Origin of the sequence: Nodularia sp. UHCC 0506 (assembly GCF_034931045.1) — a bacterium.
Classification (GTDB): domain Bacteria; phylum Cyanobacteriota; class Cyanobacteriia; order Cyanobacteriales; family Nostocaceae; genus Nodularia.
The window spans coordinates 102111-126686 of the sequence record NZ_JAYGHH010000009.1; the positions used below are offsets into that span (position 1 = coordinate 102111).

Annotated in this window: 22 protein-coding genes; 13 read left to right on the forward strand and 9 right to left on the reverse strand. The window is 41.1% G+C overall.

Annotation, left to right across the window (positions count from 1 at the left end; all coding sequences use genetic code 11):
* Positions 1–11: 11 nt before the first annotated feature.
* A complete protein-coding gene (locus tag VB654_RS08675) occupies positions 12–3329 on the reverse strand; it encodes an EAL domain-containing protein (protein WP_323213313.1) in 3318 nt (1105 codons plus the stop codon).
* A gap of 894 nt (positions 3330–4223) precedes the next feature.
* Between VB654_RS08675 and VB654_RS08680 the strand changes: the two genes are divergently transcribed.
* Positions 4224–5573 (forward strand): 16S rRNA (cytosine(967)-C(5))-methyltransferase, encoded by a 1350-nt coding sequence (locus tag VB654_RS08680; RefSeq protein ID WP_323213314.1) that lies wholly within the window; start codon positions 4224–4226, stop codon positions 5571–5573.
* A 58-nt stretch (positions 5574–5631) separates the two neighbouring features.
* Positions 5632–6054: a TerB family tellurite resistance protein gene (locus tag VB654_RS08685; protein ID WP_323213315.1), complete on the forward strand. Its 423-nt coding sequence runs from the start codon at positions 5632–5634 to the stop codon at positions 6052–6054.
* Between the two features lie 185 nt (positions 6055–6239).
* Here the strand turns inward: VB654_RS08685 and psb35 are convergent, their stop codons facing one another.
* Positions 6240–6467, reverse strand: coding sequence for a photosystem II assembly protein Psb35 (psb35, locus tag VB654_RS08690; protein ID WP_323213316.1), 228 nt, complete (start codon positions 6465–6467; stop codon positions 6240–6242).
* A gap of 200 nt (positions 6468–6667) precedes the next feature.
* On the opposite strand from psb35, the gene VB654_RS08695 reads away from it, so the two are divergent.
* The 4 genes from VB654_RS08695 (at position 6668) to VB654_RS08710 (ending at position 9314) form a co-directional block, all read left to right on the forward strand.
* A complete protein-coding gene (locus tag VB654_RS08695; protein ID WP_323213317.1) occupies positions 6668–7081 on the forward strand; it encodes a secondary thiamine-phosphate synthase enzyme YjbQ in 414 nt (137 codons plus the stop codon).
* A 42-nt stretch (positions 7082–7123) separates the two neighbouring features.
* On the forward strand, positions 7124–7858 hold the full coding sequence (locus VB654_RS08700; protein ID WP_323213318.1) for a hypothetical protein: 735 nt from the start codon (positions 7124–7126) through the stop codon (positions 7856–7858).
* Positions 7858–8517 carry an NAD(P)H-binding protein gene (locus VB654_RS08705; protein WP_323213319.1) on the forward strand — a complete coding sequence of 220 codons (660 nt, stop codon included), beginning with the start codon at positions 7858–7860 and terminating at the stop codon, positions 8515–8517. Before VB654_RS08700 ends, VB654_RS08705 begins: the two co-directional genes overlap by 1 nt.
* Positions 8518–8600: 83 nt before the next feature.
* Positions 8601–9314, forward strand: coding sequence for a glycoside hydrolase family protein (locus VB654_RS08710; protein ID WP_323213320.1), 714 nt, complete (start codon positions 8601–8603; stop codon positions 9312–9314).
* A 57-nt stretch (positions 9315–9371) separates the two neighbouring features.
* Here VB654_RS08710 and menH read toward each other — a convergent pair whose 3' ends face one another.
* Positions 9372–10196, reverse strand: coding sequence for a 2-succinyl-6-hydroxy-2,4-cyclohexadiene-1-carboxylate synthase (gene menH, locus VB654_RS08715; protein ID WP_323213321.1), 825 nt, complete (start codon positions 10194–10196; stop codon positions 9372–9374).
* A 163-nt stretch (positions 10197–10359) separates the two neighbouring features.
* Positions 10360–12042: a DNA mismatch repair endonuclease MutL gene (gene mutL / locus VB654_RS08720; protein WP_323213322.1), complete on the reverse strand. Its 1683-nt coding sequence runs from the start codon at positions 12040–12042 to the stop codon at positions 10360–10362.
* Positions 12043–12191: 149 nt separating this feature from the next.
* Between mutL and VB654_RS08725 the strand changes: the two genes are divergently transcribed.
* Positions 12192–12527 (forward strand): rhodanese-like domain-containing protein, encoded by a 336-nt coding sequence (locus tag VB654_RS08725; RefSeq protein WP_323213323.1) that lies wholly within the window; start codon positions 12192–12194, stop codon positions 12525–12527.
* Between the two features lie 56 nt (positions 12528–12583).
* On the opposite strand, the gene VB654_RS08730 is transcribed toward VB654_RS08725, so the two are convergent.
* Together VB654_RS08730 and VB654_RS08735 are read right to left on the reverse strand one after the other, a co-directional pair.
* Positions 12584–13657 (reverse strand): hypothetical protein, encoded by a 1074-nt coding sequence (locus VB654_RS08730; protein WP_323213324.1) that lies wholly within the window; start codon positions 13655–13657, stop codon positions 12584–12586.
* A gap of 221 nt (positions 13658–13878) precedes the next feature.
* Positions 13879–14922, reverse strand: a complete 1044-nt coding sequence (locus tag VB654_RS08735; protein ID WP_323213325.1) for an adenosine deaminase — start codon at positions 14920–14922, stop codon at positions 13879–13881.
* 167 nt (positions 14923–15089) lie between these two features.
* Between VB654_RS08735 and VB654_RS08740 the strand changes: the two genes are divergently transcribed.
* A complete protein-coding gene (locus VB654_RS08740; RefSeq protein ID WP_323213326.1) occupies positions 15090–16301 on the forward strand; it encodes a hypothetical protein in 1212 nt (403 codons plus the stop codon).
* A gap of 35 nt (positions 16302–16336) precedes the next feature.
* On the opposite strand, the gene VB654_RS08745 is transcribed toward VB654_RS08740, so the two are convergent.
* Positions 16337–16960: a Uma2 family endonuclease gene (locus tag VB654_RS08745; RefSeq protein WP_323213327.1), complete on the reverse strand. Its 624-nt coding sequence runs from the start codon at positions 16958–16960 to the stop codon at positions 16337–16339.
* Positions 16961–17219: 259 nt separating this feature from the next.
* Between VB654_RS08745 and VB654_RS08750 the strand changes: the two genes are divergently transcribed.
* From VB654_RS08750 to VB654_RS08770, 5 genes are all read left to right on the forward strand, one after another.
* Complete coding sequence (locus tag VB654_RS08750) at positions 17220–18563, forward strand: adenylosuccinate synthase (RefSeq protein WP_323213328.1); 1344 nt, start codon at positions 17220–17222, stop codon at positions 18561–18563.
* Between the two features lie 45 nt (positions 18564–18608).
* Positions 18609–18908, forward strand: coding sequence for a 50S ribosomal protein L25 (rplY, locus tag VB654_RS08755; RefSeq protein WP_323213329.1), 300 nt, complete (start codon positions 18609–18611; stop codon positions 18906–18908).
* Positions 18909–19259: 351 nt separating this feature from the next.
* On the forward strand, positions 19260–20789 hold the full coding sequence (locus VB654_RS08760; protein WP_323213330.1) for an AAA family ATPase: 1530 nt from the start codon (positions 19260–19262) through the stop codon (positions 20787–20789).
* 28 nt (positions 20790–20817) lie between these two features.
* Positions 20818–21321, forward strand: a complete 504-nt coding sequence (locus VB654_RS08765; protein ID WP_323213331.1) for a hypothetical protein — start codon at positions 20818–20820, stop codon at positions 21319–21321.
* A 285-nt stretch (positions 21322–21606) separates the two neighbouring features.
* Positions 21607–21828: a hypothetical protein gene (locus tag VB654_RS08770; protein ID WP_323213332.1), complete on the forward strand. Its 222-nt coding sequence runs from the start codon at positions 21607–21609 to the stop codon at positions 21826–21828.
* A gap of 5 nt (positions 21829–21833) precedes the next feature.
* On the opposite strand, the gene VB654_RS08775 is transcribed toward VB654_RS08770, so the two are convergent.
* Both VB654_RS08775 and VB654_RS08780 read right to left on the reverse strand, forming a co-directional pair.
* The gene (locus VB654_RS08775) at positions 21834–22106 is read right to left on the reverse strand and encodes a ferredoxin-thioredoxin reductase variable chain (RefSeq protein ID WP_323213333.1); all 273 of its coding nucleotides are present in this window, start codon (positions 22104–22106) and stop codon (positions 21834–21836) included.
* 343 nt (positions 22107–22449) lie between these two features.
* Complete coding sequence (locus VB654_RS08780; protein WP_323213334.1) at positions 22450–24408, reverse strand: protein phosphatase 2C domain-containing protein; 1959 nt, start codon at positions 24406–24408, stop codon at positions 22450–22452.
* Positions 24409–24576: the final 168 nt, after the last annotated feature.

Here is a 24576-nt window from a genome sequence, read left to right on the forward strand (position 1 = left end):
CGAATTACGAACTACGAATTACGAATTACGAATTCTTCTGCTTCTTTTTGGCTTAGAGGCTTTGAGAATAGATATCCTTGACCGAATTTATAGCCAAGATTTTGCAAGCGTTCTAGTTGTTCTAGAGTTTCTATTCCTTCTGCGATCGCATTCAATTCTAAATGATCACTCAGTGCCATAATAGTTTCGACAATCTGATGATTTCTTTTGCTTGATTGAATTTCATGCACAAAGGAACGATCAACCTTAAGATAATCCACAGGTAAACGGTGAAGATAGCTTAAGGATGAATATCCCGTACCAAAATCGTCAATACTAATTTGAATCCCACGCTCCTGCAACTGGCTAAGTAGACTAATCGTAGACTCAATATCTTCAATTAACATACTTTCGGTAATTTCTAACGTTAAGCAACAAGCATTTAAGTTTGTTTGAGTCAGAATTCGCCCCATTTCTTCTAACAGGTCAGGCTGGCGTAAATCTTGCGCCGAGAGATTAACACTCATCTTCATGGCAGCAAGCTTAGGGAAAGCAGTTTGCCAGGCTACCAGTTGCTCACAGGCTGTACGCACTGCCCAATAGTCTAGAAGGGTAATTAATCCTATTTCCTCAGCTACGGCAATGAATTCTCCTGGAAATTTTAACCCCTGGGTAGGGTGTTGCCAGCGAATCAAGGCTTCAAAGCCAAGCAAATTTCCAGTGTCTAGAGCAACAATTGGTTGATAGTGAAGCACAAATTCGTGACACTTGATGGCTCGGCGCAGGTCGTTTTCTAAATGCAGCCGATTCAACGCTTCAATGTGCATTTCAGCATCAAAGATTTCATACCTGGCTTTACCCTGGTTTTTGGCCCGATACATGGCAATATCAGCATCTCGCAATAGATGGGAGGCTTGAAGGTAGTCTTTTGTACCCAATACAATCCCAATACTAGCTGTCGTATATATTTCACGTCCTTCAATGGTCAGGGGTGTTTGCAATTCTGCCAAAATTTGTGCTGTAATCCGCAGTACTTGCTGAATATCCTGAATTTCTTCCAGTAAGATCACAAATTCATCACCACCCAAGCGAGCTGTGAAATCAATTGTTCGGAGGGTGGCTTGCAGTTTTTGAGCAATGGCAATGAGTAATTGATCTCCTGTGAAATGCCCCAGGCTATCGTTGATGACTTTGAATCGATCCAGGTCGAGAACTAAAACAGCAAAATGGTAATTTTCGAGACAGTTGGCTCGTTGAATAGCTAATTCCAACCTTTCCATGAACAGACAGCGATTGGGCAACCCTGTGAGCCTATCGTGGAGGGCATCATATTTCAACTGATTTTGCACCTGGATGCGTTCGGTTACATCACGGGAGGTGGTTTGCAGTTGTACAATTTGCCCTGAATCATCGAAAATGGGCTTAGTCAGGGTTTCAAACCAAATATAGTTTCCAGGCTTTTGAAGCACCCGATAAATTATAGGTGTAGGTTTTTCGCCGATTACTGCTGTCCGAATTTTGTGGTAAACCTGGTTGCGATCATCGGGATGAATAAAGTGATAAATATCGTGTTTGAGCATTTCTTCATGGCAATAACCCAGAAGGAATTCACAAGAAGGGCTGACGTAGATATATTGACCATTCAAATCGTGAAGGCATACAAGATCCTTGGTATTTTCGGCTAACAATCGATATTGGACTTCACTTTCTCGCAGCGCTGCTTCAGCTTGTTTGCGGTCTGTCACATCCACAATCAAGGTATCCCAAATAATGTCACCATTGGCTTGTGCAATGGGTCTGCCAGCACCTTCTAGCCATTTTTCTTGCCCTGATGGTGTGATAATCCGCCACGCCCATAACCAGGGTGATAATGTTTGTGCCGACTCCATTACCGAGGCTTGCACTCCAGGACAGTCTTCAGGACGGATCATTTGCCACAGGATGCTAACATCCACTATCACCTCCTGGGGTTGTACTTCGCAGAGACGGTAACAACCCGGACTCATGTAAATTACACTGTCAGAACCATCAGGGCAAAGCAGGTAACGAAAAATTACGCCTGGGACATTGGCTGCCATATTTTGAAACTGGGCTTCACGCTCTCTCAGAGCCGTTTCCATCTGGTGGCGTTCTGTTAGTTCCTGTTGTAACTGTTGGTAAAGATTAGCCTGTTGAATGGCAATCTCCAGCTGATCTGCGACGGACTGGGCTAGTTCAATTTGGTCATTGCTCCAGCTGAAGGGTTGTTCGGATGCTGTTATTGTAAAACTGCCCCACAGAGTATTTTCAACCACCAAGGGAATCAGTAACCAGGCTCTGGGTATGATGTGGGCGGCTTCTGGGTTAATCTCATTGTCCAAGTTAGTGGTATCTGCTATCTGCACAACTTGTAACTGTTTGAGTTGAACCGCAAAGGGATTACACACATCGGGAATCTCAAAGCCAATGGTGGTTTTGGTGTTTGGATTGTGGCGAAATTCAGCGATGTGTTTCCAAATGCCCTGTTCTGGTAGATACTGCACTACAAAGCAGTCCAGGGTTCTCAAAAGTTCTGCTGTTGCTGCTGTTGCTGTGGCAAAAATGGTATCTAAATCGAGGGAGTTGTGGATGGATTGGAAAACTCGATTCAGTGCTTTTTCCCGTTGAATTCGTTCTTGCAATGCGGTGATATCTCGCCCGAAGGATTGAATTTCGGTCAACTGCCCATGTTGATCAAAAATCCCTAAGTTAATCCACTTTGTCCAAGAAATCTGGTTGTTGGCGCGGTAGTTTTGATTGATGTTTTCAAAGATGGCATTTTTTGGGGAGAGGGCGGCAATTTTACGATCCAACTCGTCTAAATCTTCTGGAGGTACAAAGTGACTCCATCGCCGTCCCATCAAATTTTCTAAAGATTGATTTAGAGCTAGGCACAGAGCATCGTTAGCAAAGGTGATGGTTGTATCTGGCAGCGATCGCATCATCAAATCTGTTTGCACCTGGATCGTCTGGCGGTAGAGGCTTTCATTGTGTTCCAAATCTGGACGTTTGTGATCGCTAATATCTTGAAATGCCACAATCGTATACCTCACCTTATTGCCCTCACCCTTGATTTGCAAAACTTCTGAGAGTGGGCTTTGCTCACCTAACAGTGCCTGTCTGAGATCATGTATGTAAACAAGTTTCCCTGTGGAATCATGGACAGCGATCGCAATGGGGGTGGCATCTAGAAATTGAATTAGACTACTTTGGCTTTCTGATAAAGCCGTATTTGCTAGTAGTGACTCTACCAAACACTTCACATTTTCTGGCGTATTTTCCCAATCCTCGGCAGAAATTTGCTTGTGGAATAAGGGTTGCTGTTTTTCCATAAATGCAGCATTTGCAACCTAGTGAAACGTGAGTTCGACAAGTGAAAAAAGGCAGATATGATATAGAAATTAAGCACCGGACAAATTTTTGCTCGTGTGCATCAACTAAAATACCTCTTCTTAGGCTTTGATCAATTGTTATTTGATTACTAGTTTAGATACTGCTCACCGCAAGTATTACCTAAAAAGTTCGGAAAATCAAGGTTTAATGCCTGAAATCCATATCTCAATTCATATTTGGTTTTTTCTGTCAATGCGTAAGTCATAGTATATCATCAATTATACAGTTGTTTTGATACAAGTATTCTACTACCAAAGCTCTTTGATACAAGGGAGGAGGGGATGATGGCCTAATTGATCAGGACTGACGCAAAATCATGCAAAAATGCTTCCCACGTCAAAAAATCACCTTCTGATATACCAAAAGGTGATTGAGCAGAAATTACCATAATCGCTAAGTGACTGTGAATATGCTAAATTTTATTGTTCCCCAACTTCAGCCAGAAATTAACATTGAATGGAGTGAGTAGGCGATCGCCTAGTTTCAGAGATCAAAATTTCGATAAATTAAACGTAAAATTCTTGTTATCTAACACTCCATTACCTGATATTTTGCTACCACAGTCTTGGAAATTTCCTTGCATGGTTCCTATTTTTTTAATGATTGTTAAATTGTTTTGCTGTGATCATAGTAACAAGAGCAATGGATTTTATAGAGATTTTCATGGTAGTTTTTTCTTTTTAGTTAGTGTGGATAAAATAAGTTTTTTATCTCCCTTCACTAACTCAATAGGTCTACCTCTAATTATTTATGCAGTGACAAATAGGTAATATTTTTTGCTTATTTTCTCTAACCTCTGCGTCCTCTGCGGTTCAAATCATCTACTATATTTCATGACCAATTCCCGTCAAATAGCTTTTAATGCCTTGCGAGATGTTCACAAAGGGGCTTATGCTGATGTGGCTTTAAATAGAGTGCTACAAAAAGTTACCTTACCGAATCACGATCGCCGTTTGCTGACAGAATTAGTATATGGCAGTGTGAGAAGACAACGCACCCTTGATGCACTTATAGACCAACTGGCCACTAAAAAAGCTCACCAACAACCCAAAGACCTCCGCAGCATCCTACATCTAGGTTTATACCAACTGCGTTATCAAGAGCGTATCCCCGCTTCGGCGGCTGTAAACACCACTGTGGAACTAGCTAAGGAAAATGGCTTTTCTGGTCTAACGGGTTTTGTGAATGGTCTATTGCGGCAATACATCCGGTTAGCTCAGAAATTTCCAGAGCCTTTAAAGTTACCGGAAAATCCGGTGGAACGTTTGGGAATTTTACACAGTTTTCCCGATTGGATTATTCAGGTTTGGTTAGACCAATTGGATTTGGTGGAGACAGAAAATCTCTGTGATTGGATGAACCAAACACCGACAATTGATTTGCGAATTAATCCCCTGCGGACTTCTATTGAGGAAGTGGAAACGGCTTTGGGGTCGGCGGAAATTTTAACGAGGCGGGTTCCCAATTTACCCCAAGCTTTAAGATTAATTGGGAGTACTGGCGCAATTCAAAATCTACCCGGATTTAACGAGGGTTGGTGGTCTGTACAAGATGTTAGCGCTCAACTGGTGGGTTATTTACTCAATCCCCAACCCGGTGAGGTGGTGATTGATGCTTGTGCTGCACCAGGGGGGAAAACTACCCATATTGCTGAATTAATGGGGGATCAGGGGGAAATATGGGCTGGCGATCGCACTGCGTCCCGATTGCGTAAACTCAAAGAAAATGCTCAACGACTGCATTTACACTCTATTCAAATTTGTACAGGCGATAGTCGTAATTTACCGCAATTTTACAATACAGGCGATCGCGTCTTACTCGATGCCCCATGCTCTGGTTTAGGAACCCTACACCGCCACGCCGATGCACGTTGGCGACAAACACCAGAATCTGTCCAGGAACTGGCAATTTTGCAAACAGAACTGATTTCACAAACATCAAAATTTGTCAAACCCGGAGGTGTTCTTGTTTATGCCACTTGTACGTTACATCCAGCCGAAAATGAAGGTGTGATTTCGACATTTTTAGCTAATCATCCCCAATGGCAAATTCAACCTCCTGGGGTTGATTCATTCTATTCTGGCTATTCCACACCCCAAGGCTGGCTTAAAGTCTGGCCTCATCGACAGAACATGGATGGCTTTTTTATGGTGCGCTTAAGAAAAGCCAACGATTCCGAATGAATACTGTTTGTGATTGTACTATTTTGTTGAAGCCCCGAATCTACCGGAAGAGGCAGCAATGGTTACTGATTCCCATGTGAAAAACTTAGTTAAAATTTTGATTGGTGCGGCTTGGATTGATGGTAAAATCCAGCCTGAAGAACGGCAATATCTGCGGGAAATAGCTCAAGCAAAGGGTTTGGCCACAGACCCAGAAATTAAGCCTTGGCTATACGAATTGGTTCCTGTGCGACCACAAGAATGTTATGCTTGGGTCGAAGAATATTTAGGCGATCGCCCCAGCCTGGAAGATTGCGAAAATCTCATTGAGGCTATTAGTGGATTAATTTACAGTGATGGCGAAGTGGCCGTGGAAGAAGCACGTCTTCTCACAAAACTACAAGAGTTAACAAAGCTTAATGAATCTACTCAACCCGCTTATACAGCTTTGCTGAAGCAAATTCAAAAGCTTTATCGTCGCTGGGTTGATGTCCAAAACTAAAACCAGAGTTATCAGTTATCAGTTATCAGTCACGAGACATAACTGGGTTTAACGTCCCCCAGTATATCGGCGTTAATTGACAATTGAAAACATAACCCAAAGCCGATTATTCATAGGCGTTGATGGCGGTTATAAATCCCCCACCTTATGCCTTGATAACTGTTAACTGTTAACTGTTCACTGATTTAAGACTTCGGTTCACCCACTCCCGGAGTTTCTTCTTTTTCAACTTTAGGGACAAAATCAGGACGGTCTTTGCTTTCCCAGCCAGCAGGTCGTTTGGAATTATACCAAGCGATAGAACCAATAGTGACAGCAGCAATAAAACCAACTACATACACCAAAGTAAAAGCCAAAGGAAAATGGGAACCTCGTGCTGCGGCTTCAGCAGCTGTTTGCATCAATAAATTCATGAGTATATTATCCTACTGTGATCAACATTACTTAAGACACTATAGAAAGAGCGTATCACTTACCTCCACCTCAAGTTTGAATAACTTGATGTCATCTGGGAGATATTAGCTTATAGAACTAGACTTTCTTTGATCAAGGACATCAGCACCAAACCTGTAAACCATCCATAAAATAGAGTGAATAGTCCATTACCGTCAATATGACTCACTACCAAAAATTACTAAAAATTTCTACTACGGGCAAAAACTTTCAGAATATCACTGCCAAAATTGCTGCCACAGTTGCAGAGTCTGGAGTGGAAACGGGTCTTTGTACTTTGTTTTTGCGCCATACTTCCGCCAGTTTAGTCATACAAGAAAATGCCGACCCCGATGTACTGGTGGATTTAGCCAACTTTATGGCCAAATTAGTCCCAGAATCAGGTAAATATATCCACGATGCGGAAGGTGCAGACGATATGCCAGCACATATCCGCACAGCACTTACCCATACTTCTGAACATATTCCTATAAATCGTGGTCATTTGGTGTTGGGAACCTGGCAAGGCATTTATATTTGGGAACATCGTCAGCGTAGTCATACGAGAGAATTAGTTATCCACATTTCTGATTAGGGAACAGGGGGAAGAATAAAATTGCCTAATGACCAATGACCAATGACAAATCACCTTTTTCAATGCCTGGACGAGATTTTAGTCCAAGAGTCTGTTAATCCATTAACTCTCAATCCCCATCAGACTTTAATCACCAATTTTGTAGAACTGGAAAACTTAATTACTGCCAGCATCACAGACCAGAAATTTATTGTCGCCTTGCGGGATAATTTGGAAATTATAATTTATGCCCAGGTGCAGAACTTCCCAGAAAATATCTTCTGGGATTTTGATTTCATGGTGGGTAGTATGGTCAGACAGGCTTTGGTCGCAGATGAAGGTGCTATTGCTTTTTTAGAATGCTTTAGTCACAAAATGGTCGTGCTGATAGAGTTATTCGGCATTAAAAAAGAAATTCGCTTCCGCTACGTTCACGATTTTATGTATGGGTTTGATTGGGCAAGATGGGTACAAAAAGAACCACAAACTCGCTCAAATTCAGAGCCTTTTAGCTTGATGTTTTTAGATGATTTGCTGATGAAGGGTGAAAAACTGATCAAACACATTAATTATGGTCAGGTAACATCTTATAATCTGGGGAATACAGGATACCGTAATCCCTTCGACTTTTCCCGTGAACCAGAAGATGAACACCTGCTGCTAACTTCTCTGGCTAAAGAAAAACTTATCCCCGTGGAAGCATGGAATTGGGATACTAGCCCCGTGTGGAACAAACCTTTTCAAGAAATGCGCCAGCAGTTAGCATTAAAGTTAAAGATTCAACCCCAAAAACACTAATGAAAGCATTTGTAGCCGGAGCAACAGGTGAAACAGGTCGCCGCATTATCCAAGAGTTAAGAGCGCGAAATATTCCCGTGCGGGCTTTGGTAAGGGATGTAGAGAAAGCTAGGGCTATTTTACCTCCTGATGTTGAGTTAATTGTGGGCGATGTCTTAGAACCAGAAAGCCTCAATGTAGCATTAGGAGATAGTACAGTCTTACTGTGTGCTACTGGTGCTAAACCCAGTTTTGACCCCACTGGCCCCTATAAAGTCGATTTTGAAGGGACTAAGAATTTAGTTGATGCTGCTAAGTCCAAAGGAATTGAGCATTTTGTCTTTGTTTCTTCTTTGTGTGTTTCCCAGTTATTTCATCCCTTGAACTTGTTTTGGTTGATTTTGGTGTGGAAAAAACAAGCGGAGGAGTATATTCAAAAAAGTGGTTTAACTTACACAATCGTCCGCCCTGGTGGTTTAAAAAATGAAGATAACTCTGATGCCATTGTGATGCAGAGTGCTGATACCTTATTCGATGGTAGTATTCCTCGGCAAAAAGTAGCCCAGGTTGCTGTTGAGTCTCTGTTTGAGCCAGCCTCACGAAATAAAGTGGTTGAGGTGGTGGCTAAACCAGAAGCGCCCTCCAAAAACTTAGGAGAATTATTCGCTAATGTTGCTTAATTACGGAAGCAGTTTGTTTGTGAACTTTGCCGAAATAAGTGCGTCAATGATTATTGTTTAGGGAAGAGCAAATTTGAAGGAGTTTGACACTGAAAAGCTTTAAACTCAAAGATTTTAAACTCAAAGGCGTTGAGCCTCTGATTGGCCCGATCGCCGCATTGCTTGGTTTGGTCTATTTGTTACAGTGGTACGTACATGGTTCATTGCGATCGCCTAGTGATCCTGTATTTAGAGTCCAACAGCCGCCTTTAGTTATGCAAGGAGGTGATCCTCATATCCGGGCTTTGATGCGAACCATCTCAGCCAGTGAAGCTAATGGTAATCGTCCTTATTCTCTTTTGTATGGTGGACAGCAGGTTAATAACCTCAGCCGTCATCCAGAGATATGTGTCACCATTGTCACAGGGCCAAATAAGGGCAATTGTTCAACTGCGGCTGGAAGATATCAAATAATCAATAATACTTGGTTTGAAATTGCTCCTCGCTATCATCCCAACCCTCCGATGCAAATGATGTTTTGGTCTGCTTATAGTTTTGAAGCTGAGTATCAAGACGTTGTAGTTTACCGTTGGTTAAATGATCCAAAAGTTTGGGGAACTGATATTTCTCAACTATTACAAAAGGGAAAAATTAATGATGTTTTGCGGCGACTTTCTCCCACTTGGACTAGTCTGGGATACGGTATAGAAACTAATTCAATTAGTAGTTCTTTGCCTAAGATTTATGAAAAAATGTTGAAAGAGGAATTAAAGGCTGCTAATCAACCAGCATCTACAACTACGACCCCTCAGCGTTAAGTTCTAACTAACCACAGAGGCACAGAGAACACAGAGTTAGAGAGAAGAGGGGGAATTTTACATGGGGATGGGATTAGTTAAAAAATCTTTAATATTTTTCACAAATTCTTTAGTATTTTCTAAGTGAATATTATGCCCAGCATGATTAATGATTTTTAGCTGGGCAAATTTACATTGTTGAACTATTTCTGTATTGATATCTATAAACTTTTGATCATATTCCCCAGCTAACAATAGTAAAGGTGTTGTGTTTTGGCTGAGTTTGTTCCATAAAGCAGGTTGATTTCCAGTCCCCATTAATTGCAATGATTTAGTTAATTGAATAGGATTATTTTGCAATCGACTTTCTAACATGGTTGCAAATTTGGGATGATTTTTGATTGAGCCAAAAATTGGCTGGTTGTACCAATTTAGTAAAAAATTATAAAAATCTGCTTTGGTAATACTTCTGGCTAATTTTCTGGCTATTTGAGCATCTCGTTTAACTCTTGTTAACCGTTCTATTTCTGTTGCTAAACCTGGGGATGCTGATTCTAGGACAACTTTAGCAAAACGCTTTGGAAAATGTAAAGTTAGATATAAGGCTAATCTTCCACCCATTGAATAACCTACTAAGAAGCATTGATTAATTTTCAACTCGTCTAGGAGGTTAATTACAGCATGAGCAGTATTTGCCATTGTATAGCATTCATCTCCACCCAATACTTGAGTTTTGCCATGTCCTGGTAAATCAACTGTTATAAAAGAAAATTCCCAAGCCAATAATTTTATAACTTGATCAAATTCATGAATATTACCAATAAAACCATGCAGAAACAAAATAACTGGTTTGTTTGAATCATTAACTAAACAATAGTGTAAATTATAATTTTGTGATATCATATAAACAACTTCTGTATAGTGTTTCTTACTTTAGCCGTACTTGAACCAAATTTTATTTAAAATTAAAATGTTTTGCTAGGAAAATCACATTAGATATTAATAATTGATTGATTTACCAAAAATGATGTGGATAAAATTGAATTAATTCACAGAAGTTTAAAACTCAAATACCGTGACTTTTACCAATCACCCAATTACGCCGGAAAAATCGGGCTAAGGCTGGTTCTTCTAAGGATAAATAAATGGGGCGACCGTGGGGACAGGTGCGGGGGTTGCGAGTCCGTTGCCATTGATCTAATAATGTTTGCATTTCTGGCATAGTCATGGGTGTACCATTACGAATAGCACTGCGACAAGCAACGGCTACTTGGGCTACTTGTAAATCTCCTCCCCAACTGAGTTCTAATATTGCGTCTGCACTGTCTTCTCGTTGTTGTAAAAGTGCGGGGATGGTGCGAATTGCCCAAAGTTGTTCGCCAAATGGTTCTATATCTAAACCAATTCTTTGCAGTTGTGATACTTGCGCTGGTGAGAGTTGATAAAGAATGATTGCCGGTTCAATGGGTACAAGTTGCCAGTTATCGCAGATTTGCTCATATAGTACTCGCTCATGGGCAATATGTTGTTCTACTAACCACATACCATTGGGATGTTCTACCACAATATAGGTGTTGCTCAGTTGCGCGATCGCTTTTAAAGAAAGCTGAGTATGATTATCTTCAGGGGGATGTTCAGGATTAATATGATAACCGCCTTTAGCTTCTGCGGCTTTGAGTAATTTACTCACTCTGGTGGTGTGGACAGATTCTTTGAGATTAGCTGCACTGATGCGGAGTGCTTGGTCAATTGCTTGGGTAATTTGTTCTTGCCAATAACCAATTTCATTCAGGTAAATTTCGCTTTTGGCAGGGTTACGATTCCAGTTAATTTGGTCAGGGGCAATATTGAGATTTAATAAACAAATAGGATAGCGATCGCGTGGTAATGTTTTATGAAACGCTGATAACATTGTTTGCTCTAATTCTGGCAATTTCACCATGCGGCCATTAATTACTACCCGTACCCAATCAGGGCGGCGACGATGACATCTATCAGGTAATCCCACTACTAGACTAAGTGCTGAGTAGGAAGTTGCGATTTCTGAGAGTTGGGGGTTTGGTACTTTTAGTTTGACTTCTTGTAAGTCACCTTGTCGCACTTGGGGGAGAATTTGCGGTAGGAGTTGTCCGGTTGTAGCGGCGGCAGAGATGGTAAACCATTGGCGGTCATTTTGCCAAACTTGCCAAGTCACATGAGGATGACACAGGGCGATTTGTTGAATTGCTAATTGTACACCTCGCATTTGCTGGGCGGCTGTGGGCAAACCCTGACGACGCACGGCACAATTACCGAAGAGATTGGAGACTGTCACCACTGTACCAGGTGCGATCGCAGTGGCTTCAAATTCTACAGCTTGACCACCCTCACCATAAACAACTCGCCAGCCCACGTTTCCTGCTGCTGTCCGACTCAAAATTTCTAATTCTGCCAAAGTTGTCAAACTGTGTAGCGCTTCACCGCGAAAGCCCAAACTGTGAATCTTCCATAAATCTTCACTAGAGCGAATTTTACTGGTACTGTGTGCCAATGCTGCTTGCTGTAAATCAAATTCGTCCATTCCGCAACCGTTATCTGTCACGCGAATGCGCCATTGCTGCGGCCAAAGAGAAACTACAATACGGGTTGCACCTGCGTCCAGGGAATTTTCCACCAATTCCCGCACCACAGAGGCTAAAGAGTCAATTACCTCTCCAGCTGTAATTAGATGTACAACTTCTGTTGGTAGAGCTTGAATAGTAGATGCCATAAATTAAAGTGTAGGCTATGAGCCAATTACTAAATACAATAAGCATTTTTATTTACATTTCCACAGAATTTTTGATTAATTGTAAAGAAACTCAAGTTCTAGAAGTATTGTTGATAGATTGCTTGTAAGGTTATCCGCAAGAAAAGGTTATGATTAGTGATTTAGTTGCTGAAGTTCATGATCTAAAATTTCGTTTGGAATGGGGACAACCAGCGTTTACAATCATCGATGTGCGCGATCGCCACACTTACAATTACAATCGCATCACTGGGGCCATCCAAATGCCCTTAGATGAATTGGTAAAACGCGCCAAATCTGCACTACACCCAGAACGCCATATTTATATATATGGTGACAGCGACACACAAGCCGGCTATGCTGTGCAATTATTACGAGCTGCTGGGTTTATTCATGCCACTGTCATCAGAGGTGGTATCACAGCCTGGAAAATAGTTGGTGGCGCTACAGAAGGCGTAGCTGCTTAAAACTTCCCCCACTGCATACACATTAAAAACCTCTGCGTACCTCCTCCCTGACCAACTTATAATTTTCGGTTTAGCGCGTGTAAAAAAGCATCTATTTCTATAACTTTCTGCTCGTTTCCTGACAAATCAAACAGTCGTTTTGCTGCTTCTAAATAAGGTTGCGCTTCCTGATATCGCTGTAGAAGATATAAAGACAGACCATACTGGAAATTTGCTTCAGCATCATTGCGATTATTCATTACTGCTTGCTGTAAATTTGCCAGTTCAGCCTCACGTCTTTCACGAGTTATGAATACCCTTTTTCCTATCTCCTTAACTGTGGAAAATGCCCTTTTAAATGGGATCATTGGGTCATTTTCTCTCATTTTTTCTAAATCAATAAACTCGCTAATATGATCAGCTGTTTGTTGGTGATGACGAAATCCAGAACTGTAGTAACCTGTAAATGGTATATACTCGCCAGAGTGCATAAATAAAGCAACTCTATAGGTTGTACCACCTTTGCTATTCCTTGATTTTTGTAAAGTTACACCACGAATTTGACTGATACTATATTCTGCTTGAGAATTACCTAATAACCCATATTTTTCTAAAGTTAATTTTCCTAATGTCTTGTCTATCTTGCAAACTACAACTTTACCTGATAAAAGTGCTACCAAACCTCCAGATGCAAATATACCAGCAAATAAATAATCAAACAAACGATGATCATATTCAATGAATAGATTCTCTTGCTGAGTATCCTTGAGAAATATGTCAATTTTTTCTCCCCAATTTTTGACTCTTATCTGGTCAGAAATATCTGTAGAAATGGGGGAAACTTCACCTTTGTTTGTTAATAATAGTAAACGATAGGTAAGTTTGTCTTTACTGCCTCTAAAAGTCTGAATTTTTGTGCCTTCAATATCCTTTAAGGATACAACTTGTTGGTCTGACCAAAATAAACCTGTGCTAGAAATTTGACAAGTTGATGGTGCAGTAGTTTCACGGCGACAAATAAAAGTATGTACTTGTGGCCATAAAACTATTCCCGACAAACCAATATTAGTAAAAACAGCGCCCAATATCCAAACAATCCAGGGACGTAGGCGCAGAGTCATCTGACTAGAACTTTCTTGAATAACTTTCATATTACGTATAGAGTATTATTCTAAGTTTGTTGTAACTCAGATTACTCTTATATCATCAATATTGTCCAGAAAATATACCCAAATTGCATAAACTCAAACAATGAATACTCAAAAAAACTCTGCGTACCACCGCGTTAACTTTGCGTAACTCTGCGTTTAATCCTTAATATTGTGGGATAAGCATTCTCACCCCACAAAATGAATAATTTAATTTTTGTAACCTAATCTGTAATTGCCAAAACTTTCGGAAGTTCAGGTTTAAGTAATCTGTTCAATAGAGACGCAGGGGGTTGATTGTGAGGCCAAGCAAAAGCATGGCGGAAAGCTGCATTTTGACAGGCTTGCAGTTGTTCAAAATTAATAATGTCGTAAGTCAAGAGGTTTTCGTACTCAAATGGGAGGCGCATATTATGTAACCCAGCATTATCAGTACAAATAGCGATATCTACCCCAGCTGCAAAACAACGGTCAAAAACTAATTTTAGTTGGCGGATATCCTGTAAAGTACCCGTTTTGAGGTAAGTTGTGGGGCAAACTTCCAAACACTGTCCCCGTTTAGCTATATCTGTTAATAACTCTGGAGATAATAGAGGAATTTGGATACCGTGACCAATCCGCATCAGGTAGGGTAATAGTTTCGGGTGACAGCCATCGGTGGTTTCGTAAAGGTGTCCAGTTGTGTTAATGTCCTGCGATCGCGCATAATCATACAAACTGATCCATTCTTCTAGACGTTCTTCGTAATAGCGATCGCCACCAGCCACATCAATACCACAAACGTACTGTTGATTCTGCACAGCCAACTCAATTATTGCCCGGTTCACCTCATAAGGTAAACGGGAGTGCATACAGAGAATTTGGCTCGTCACAATGGGATATTCTGGTAAATGACTAGCTTTTCCCACCACCTCCACAATTTCCGCCATCTTATCAATTCTCTCGGTTTGACTCAGATGTTCTGGTGTGCGTAAGTATGGTGTATAACGTAGTTCTAAATACGCCAAATTTTCAAAGATATAAGCACCGCGCAACAAGCGATAAATAAAGTAGGGTAAAGTTTCTACAGTTTGGACTCTTTCTACTAAAGTGTGTAATTCTAAATACTCATCTAAAGTATTGCGGGGACGGGTGTAAAAGTCCTCAAATTCTGAATATTCAGCAAAACGAGTAATTAAATCTGTCGCATGGCGTTCAAAATATCGCCACAAAACGCGGGGAACAACGGAACCCCCCAGATGTCTATGTAACTCAGCATATAACGCCATAATGGTATTTTGTAAATATAAAGTTCATCAATTGTAACAAAAGCTATAAATAAAAAAATCTCTACTTTTTACGGATTTTTTGGAATTAGAAACATAAATCGCCTAAATTTAGTCAAATTAATCACAAATTGACTAAAAACGATGACTGTTTATTTACAGCAAAATTCATGAAAGCCAAAATAATTTTATGTAGTGTGTTGGGGTTAATTGGTATCAGCAGCCTCATTTTTCACGCCACAACACAGCCCCAGAATTCTATTAAAGTAGAGGTGGTTACTACGCCAAAAAATCTCCCTCAAAATCTAGAAATCGCAGTGCGGGAGAAAATGGCACAACAATTGCAAATTAATAGTGAAATACTCAAACTAACTAAATCTGAAATAGCTACTTGGGAAGACTGTTTACCCGACAAATCAGGCGTGATTCCGACTCAACCTTGTCCAGCTAAATCCCGTTCTGGCTGGCGTGTAACCATTAGTGATCAAAGGGAAAATTGGGTTTATTATGTGACTAATAATGGATTTATTACCCTTGATGCCACTGCAAGTTTAAATCAAACTATTATCTCTACTTTATCTCAAAGATTGGGACTAAAACCCAACCAGTTGCGTATTGTTGCAGCACAACTAAGCAAAGGTCTTTCGGCCTGTCCCACCAATACTACTTGCAAAGTCCAGCCAATTTTAGGGTGGCGCATTCTGGTAGAAGGTAGAAAGAAACCATTCTTTTTAGGACTGGATGGCAAAGATTTAAATTATGGGAATTTAAGTTTATATTTGCCCCAAGAAACAGCAGAAATGCCCCAAAATATTGTGGAAAAAGTCTTAGAAGATGTTGTAAGTCGCCATGATAAATTAACTTCTAACCTGAAAGTTGAAAGTATTAAAGCTATAACATGGAATTGGTGTCAGGGTGCAGAGACAGGACCGACAAAACCAGAAATGGGTAATTGTCCAGATATAGAACAAGCAGGTTGGCAAATGATTGTTATTATGGACGCTAATCGCTATGTTTACTATGTTAATAAACGCGCAATTTCAGACCCCAATTTTTCCCCAATACCTGATGGAATGCAAAGTTTACCTAGTTCATTAGTAAGTGTAATCAAAAAAGATGCAGCTAAACGGGCAAAGGTCTCAGAAAATATAATTGGTCTGCACTCGACAACTCCCAAGTTTTTTGACAGTTGTTTGAATATTGATAACCAAAAGTTAAGTTGTCGCCAGTCAATTCAAGCCGGATGGGAAGTTAATGTTTTGGGCGGTAATGTTTCTAGTGGAAATCCTTCATGGGCAAGTGCTGCCTGGATGTATAATGTGAATCTGGCGGGCAATGATATTCGGTTTGTACACTCTGGTGTGTGGGTTCCAGTACCTTAAACTGTGGTGATTAATCTGCACTCTTGTATCTAACCTCATAGACGTTTCGCCCAACCTCTTACTGCTTTTCTCATCACCCTTCTACCCTCGGTGCGATTTTCTTCCATCAATCGGGGTAACTCACGAATTGGTAAACTTGGAAAAACCAAACTTGTTTCAGATTCTATATATTCGTTATTCTGCAATAAATAAATCTTTAATTCTCCTGAGTCATAACACCAAACTTCAGGAACACCCAACCGCGCATAAATCGGAAATCGATTTAAAGATTTACTAGTAACATCAATTTCTAATGCTAAATCTGGGGGCGGGTCTTGGTTTAAATCTAAATCTAGTCTTCCTCTAATTGCTGCTTCGTTTTGGAAATAAAAGCAATTATCTGGTTCTAAACCAGCCATGCGGCTTTCTCGCTTCCAGGTAGTTGAACCATAACTTTCATAGTCTAAATCTAAAGTATCAGCAATATCTTTAACTAAATCACTGATGACTTCTTTATAGTGTTCATGTTCTGGTAAAGGTGTAATAATTTCTAAAGTACCCGCATCATAAGCTATTCTGGCTGCACGACTTTCTCCCAAATCCTGTAAAATGTTTTCAAATTGTTGCCAGCTAATGTTGTAAAGTACGACTCTATCAGCTCGATTTTTCACAGCTATCATAATTTTCTAACTCCTGTAAATCAGCAATTAGCCTTACTTAAATATTGACTCATTTATGGAAATAGCGATCGCACCCTTGTTGTTTAGCATCATCACCTGTATAGGCTGGAAACAAGTGATATATGATACCATCTGGCTAAACAAATATCAAAAATTTTCCCTCTACTCACGACCCGCCAATTTTCCAATTTCTTGACAAAAGCCATACAATCTGATACAAATTATAATTTGTGGAAACTTTACCCTTTGAGATAATCTCTTGGCTAACGTAATTGTCATAGGTGCCCAGTGGGGCGATGAAGGAAAAGGTAAAATAACAGATTTACTCAGCCGCTCCGCAGATGTGGTGGTACGTTACCAAGGGGGAGTGAACGCTGGACATACCATAGTAGTCGAAGGTCAGACGTTTAAGCTGCACTTAATCCCCTCTGGTATTCTTTACCCAAATACTGAGTGTATTATTGGCTGTGGAACAGTTATAGATCCACAGGTCTTAATAGCAGAACTCGATCAGCTAGAAGAATTAAACATTTCTACTGCCAAGCTGTTAATATCTGAGACAGCCCATGTCACGATGCCGTATCATCGGTTGATTGACAAGGCTTCAGAAGAGCGACGCGGAAGTTACAAAATTGGTACGACTGGTAGAGGCATTGGCCCCACCTATGCGGATAAATCAGAGCGTACTGGGATCAGAGTTCTAGACTTGATTGACCCAGAAGCGCTACGTGAAAAGCTGGAATGGACGATTAATTATAAAAACACAATTTTAGAAAAACTTTACAACCTCCCGCCTTTAAATCCCCAAGAAGTAATTGAGCAATATTTAGGTTACGCTGAACGCTTGCGGCCTTACGTGGTTGATACATCATTAAAAATATATGATTCCATCCTCAAGCGGCGCAATATTCTCTTTGAAGGCGCACAGGGTACGCTTCTCGACTTAGATCATGGTACTTATCCCTATGTCACCTCTTCTAACCCGGTAGCGGGTGGGGCTTGCGTTGGGACTGGTTTAGGGCCGACAATGATAGATCGGGTAATTGGGGTGTCAAAAGCCTACACAACAAGAGTAGGAGAAGGGCCTTTTCCCACCGAATTGCATGGAAAAGTGGGAGAATTGTTATGCGATCGCGGGGCGGAATTTGGCACAACAACAGGACGCAAGCGGCGCTGTGGCTGGTTTGATGCCGTCATTGGTCGTTATGCAGTGCGAATTAATGGTATGGACTGTATGGCCATTACCAAACTCGATGTTCTCGACGAACTAGAGGAAATTCAAGTCTGTGTCGCCTACGAAATAGATGGCGATCGCTGCGAACACTTCCCCACTAGTTCCCGTCGGTTTGCTCAATGTCGCCCTATTTACAAAACCCTCCCTGGTTGGCAGGTATCGACAAGCGAATGTCGCACCCTGGAAGACTTGCCACCGCAAGCACTAGACTACCTGAAATTCTTAGCTGAATTGATGGAAGTTCCCATCGCGATCGTCTCTTTAGGAGCCAGCCGCGATCAAACCATAATCGTTGAAGACCCAATTCACGGGCCAAAACGTGCCTTATTACATCCTGACGGTACACCAGCCTCTTTGCTAAGTGCTTAGATGTACTCACAACTGACAACTGATAACTGATAACTGATAACTTGTATGACTATTAAAGTCGAATCTCAAAAGCGACCAGAAGGTAGCAAGCCAAATGCTTTACGCCGTTCTGGTCTTATCCCTGCCAATTTGTACGGTCACAAAGGTGCAGAATCAATTTCTCTCGTAGTTGATGCCAAAACCATTGAGCGTCTACTTAAAAAAGCTACTGTTAATAAAACAGAAATTGAATTGAATATCCCTGAACTTGAGTGGAATGGTACAACTGTCCTCAGAGAAGTTCAATCCCATCCAGCCAAGGGTTTTATCTATCACGTCAGCTTTTTTGCATCTTCTCAAGACTGATACAAGCGAGTAATTTGTGTTTTTTGTAACTTCAAGATTTGTGATAATTGTTGATTATACCAGGGGTTAAACCCTGGTTTTTTATTAAAAGGATGAGACGATAGGTTTATGAATTAGTCTCTGACCTTGTACAATGCGTGAATCCTGCGGGAGAGCAAAGTGTTGAGTGCTGAGTGCTGAGTGCTGAGTACTGAGTATAAAGCCATTTGCTTTAAGGCTTTAAGCTATCAACACTGTTCTCACTCTGATGAAAACCGCTTGCTTCTAGGACTTCAAGCAATCTACCATGTCCTAAACTCCTTACCGATTGCTGTATTTCCAATTTCTGTAAGTATCGAATCCACAATTTTTATGACAGAAGTAAATCTTCCAGTTTTAATTCAGCAGATGTTACAGCCAGGATTTTATCCTCATGCAGTCACAGAACCAATTCAACTAATTCAAACTCATATTTCCTATGTCCTACTTACAGGAGATTACGCCTATAAGCTGAAAAAACCAGTCAATTTTGGCTTTTTAGATTTCTCTACTTTAGAGAAACGGAAACATTTTTGTCAGGAAGAATTACGCTTGAACCAACGTGGTGCGGCTGAACTGTATCTGGAAGTATTGCCCGTGACTATGGTCGGCCAGCAACATCATCTGGGAGGAACAGGAAAGGCTGTGGAATATGCGCTGAAAATGCGCCAGTTTCCCCAAGAGTTGCTGTTTAGCACATTATTTGAGCAAGGTAAGTTAAATGAGACTCACCTAGAGGAGTTGGGAAAAGTAGTGGCTGAATACCACGCGAAATCTGCAACTAATGATTATATTCGGAGTTTTGGCGAAGTGCCGCAGGTGCGGGCAGCAATTGATGAGAATTACCAACAAACTGAAAAATATATTGGTGGACCTCAAACACAGAAGCAGTTTCAGGAAACAAAGCAATATACAGATAATTTTTTTGTAGAGCGTCCCAAATTATTTACCAGTAGAGTTGAGAATAATTACATTCGTGAGTGTCACGGTGATTTACACCTGAGAAATATTGCGCTGTGGCATGACAAAATTACTCTTTTTGACTGTATTGAGTTTAATGAGCCGTTTCGCTTTGTCGATGTCATGTATGATGTGGCGTTTACAGTGATGGATTTAGAGGCGCGACAAAGCCCTGTTTTGGCTAATGCGTTTCTGAACACCTACGTCGAGCAAACTGGTGATTGGGAAGGTTTACAGATACTACCTTTGTATTTAAGCCGTCAGGCTTATGTGCGGGCAAAGGTGACTTCATTTCTGTTAGATGATCCTGGTGTGCCAGCGACAGCCAAGGAAGAGGCGACAAAGACGGCGGCAGAATATTACACACAGGCGTGGGAGTACACAAAACCCCAACAAGGAAAACTAATTTTAATGTCTGGGCTGTCTGGTTCTGGAAAGTCTACAACCGCAAAATATTTAGCCCGTAAATTAAAAGCCATTCAGATTCGCTCAGATGCGGTGCGGAAACATTTGGGGGGAATTTCTCTTTGGGAACGTGGTGGGGATGATTTATACACACCTGAAATGACCCAAAAAACTTATGCCCGATTGCTGGAGTTAGGCATTATGCTGGCGCAGCAAGGTTTTAATGTAATTTTAGATGCCAAGTATGATCAAGCACATCTACGACAAGAGGCGATCGCGCAAGCAGAAAAACGCCAACTTCCCCTGCAAATTATTTACTGCACAGCACCTTTAGAAGTGGTGCAAGAACGTCTAGCTAAACGCACTGGTGATATTGCTGATGCAACTGTCGATTTATTAACGTCGCAACTTCAGCAAGCCGAAGCATTTACCCCAGAAGAAAAACCCTATGTACAAATTTGGGATACAACCCAACCACCACAGACACAATTAAAATAAGTACTTCACCAATAGTATTTATTATCCCATGGCACCAAATAATCAAGGTTTACCCCCCATCTCGCCAGAATTCTTTTCTCAACTCGTATTTGGGGGATTTTTAATATTCATATTGATTCTGGCGGGGTTTTCATTACCCCTGAGTATCTTCTTGGGGATTATTGCGGGTTTTGTTTTAGGTTGGTTTACAAATTCCAGTAAAAATAACCCCCAGCAAACAACCGTAGCCTCATCTGATGGTATCGACGCAGGACTAAAATACTGGTTATTTTTCCTGTTAGGCTTTGTGTTCTTGGGGTATTCTCCACCTGTAAGTATCTTGCTGGGTGGAATGGCTGCTGTGGGTGGTGGCTGGATCACTGCTTGGTGGGGAAGTAAGGAGGAAACGAAAACTCAGTTACCACTGGAAACTTTAGAGGTAGAAACAGATGCAAGTCCTAGAGAAAGGATTACCAAACAGCAGAGGAGAAAACTTACCCGTCGTTATCGTCGGGCTTCTGGAAGTTTTAATTTCAGGTTTTGGGAAAAATGAGGGTAATTCGTAATTCGTAATTCGTAATATTTCCTGCGGAAACGCTGCGCGAACGTAATTCGTAATTCGTAATTCGGGCTTGCTGAATAAATATAAAACCCAGATAAATCGCAGGTTTGAGGCTGATGAACCCGACAGTAGGTGCAAGGCTTCGCAGTGAGTGTCAGCCGAACGGTTTTTGAAGGGTGTAGCATCAAAAGTGTGAATTCTGGGTTGAATACATCAGAAAATTTGGAAATGACAGATAGCTGAAACTATTCCCTATTCCCTACCTCTATTTTGATTATGTCTAAAAATTTACCTTATATTATGCCTTCGCCTCAATTTTCGGTTGAGGAAACCTTCGCTAACTACCACGTAACTCACCAATTTTACCAAGAAGTTCACACGCGCTCAGAGTTTGAGAATTATTGCGAATGGTATGAAATAACGGCAGAACAGCATCGTCGAGATTTAGAAAAAATGCGCGGCGAATTAAATATTTTCCAGTGGTTTCGCCGCTCGTGAGTGATTTAAATGACTTCTAATTCATTCTCACGTAAATGAGCTTTAAATTTTTTAGTAAACCTAACTAAAATTGGCAAATTAGCACTAACAGGTCTACCTTGCCATTCAGTAGCAATACTTATAACTTCGCCTTCTGTACCTTTAATGTCACAAGCCTGACCTCGATGCTCAGGATGATGATACACTACTACCGATTCTTTAACACGGACGCGATCGCCAACTTTCATAACAACACTTACATCTAGCTTTTGCTGTTCCACAAGCATCTCCACCTGCATTCCTCACTGAACTGCTTTTTTGACAAATAAACTGTTAATAACAGTCAATTTTAAGCTCCCATTGGGATAGAAGCTTTGTTTTACGCCTTTTGTAACTGATATACAAACAAAGCCTGCCCACGCAGGCTTTAACAGTTATCAGCTATCAGTTATCAGCTAAGAGACATAATTGGGTTTAAGTCCCCCACCATCCACTTTGATAACTGTTCACTGTTCACTGTTCACTGATTTAATAGTGGTTATTCAGCGACATTCGGATAGTTTAAAACCCGCTTTGGTTGTGCTGTGCGCTTTAACGACAAATCCAATTCTACAACAAATAGTCATTGGTTACGCTTTCTACTTACTGCCGTTGAGGGCATATAGGTTGCATTATTGGGGGGAGTTGCTGACATATCTGTGAAAATCCTTGAGGATTAAGTTGCCACCATGCAAATAAGCCCAGACCTGTACCTCCCACTAACACAGCCAATAATCCCCCAACTACAACCAGAGGCTTACGCCGACTCAGTTGTTTTCCTGGGGTGGGGATGGATGAACCTGATAGATGATCAAGTGTCAGGTCTAAATCTAATAATGCTTGGGAACTTTCCGCCAAGGAAGATTCTGCTTCTAGTGGTTCTAGTGGTTCTGGTTTTTCAGTTTTGACAATTTCTCCTGGTGAAGATAATTCAGGAGTTGGCACTATATATCCTTTAGATACTCGGCAAAGAGTCATGACCACAGAAGTATTATCATGATTATTTTTCTCATTTGCTAAATTAATCCAATTTCTGACAGCATCTTCAACTGAAATTTGACCTGCTAACACAGGAATGACATAATCCTGCCAGTATTTTTCTACCAAATCGTTATCACTTAAACCATCAGAACACAGCAGCAATACACCATCTTCTTCCAAAATTAAGCGTTTAATGGCAATGTGTAAGAATTCAGCATCTTTTGTCCCCAATGCTTGGGTGAGGGCAGTTGCATCTATTCTCTCCAGTGCTGGACGATGAAAACTCCGGGTCGAACGAACTTCTCGCGTCGCCACAATATCATCCACCGTTAGTAGTCGGCAGTAATCGCGAGTTATCCAATAGGCACGACTATCGCCAACATTAGCTAAATAAAGTTCATGGGCGTTATCTGATTGGTCGTTAGAGGTCTTTGGGACTCGTTGCGGCACTTGTACAGCCATGACGAGGGTTGTGGCCATGCGTTCTCTACCTTGGCGTTTCTGTTCGTCATTACAAGCACAAATGACGTTATTCACGACTCGCAAGCTGGCTTCTAGTTGTGACTGTAATAAATCAGGCGGAACAACTTCAGTTTGTTCTCCTACTTCCATTAACAAAGCACGCATTTGCAGTTTTAGGGACTGTACAGCCAATTGACTGGCAACCTCGCCGCCTTGGTGTCCACCAATGCCATCACAAACAATAGCTAACCGTGGCGCTATGGAATCATCTAAGTCACTGGCAAGCATCGGATAACAATTGTCTTCATTTTGTTGCAATTCCGGCCCGACATCGGTTGCACCCGCCACTTTTAGACTTAATGGTAATTCTGCCGCCAATGAAAGTAATAAGGCATTGAGTTGAGTGGAAATGCTTGCTAACTCTACCTCAGTGTTACACATCTGTTCAACGATGTTTGCTAATTCTGGAGATACTGGGGCGTTTACAGAGGCCACCCAAGGCTGCCAACATTTACCCAAATCGGCCAAACTTGGTTTCTCAGTAGCTGTTGTGGGGTGAAGTTCCAAAAGTCGCACACACCAACCTTGCGATCGCAGGTTATCTGGCATAAGTAAACTATGGGCAACTTCTAACTCTAATAAAGGTTTCCACAATTGGAGAATTTGCCATAGCCAATAAACTTGTCTCACAGGCGTTGCTTGTTCCCATGCTTCAGCAATGGCGGGATAAAGATTTCCTGTCTCATCTATCGGTACATTTTCCAGCAAGAGGATATCATCTGCACCTGCTTCTTCGGTGTGAACAAACCCATAGGCTGCGGGTAGGTGTAATCGTTCTTGGCATAGCCTTAAGTAAGGCATAACTAATTTTGGTAACTCTTCAGGTACGGTTGGCGGTAAACCTGGTTGAGTATCTAACCAAACCTGCTGTGTAATTACCTCATACCTATCTAGCACTTTAGTTCCATGTGAAATAGCGGCTGAGAAGGAACCACTAGCCCAGAGATAGCGGTGAACTAAAGGAGTTTGACAACTGGCACAAACACTTTCCCCCACAGAATTAATGGGGTTAGTGCAGTCTGGATTAACGCAATAAATTATTCGCTGTGTCGAAATCATGACAGTATAAAGTCAACAAATAAACCAACTCGTGAATTTCGATTAAATTTAGGTTTCAAAACTTGAACGCTAGAATAGACTGGATTCGTGTACCCACGACTACAGCTTATTACTGAAATTAATCAAACATGATCCTAAAAATATCAAGTTTTGCTTTCTGTAACCCGT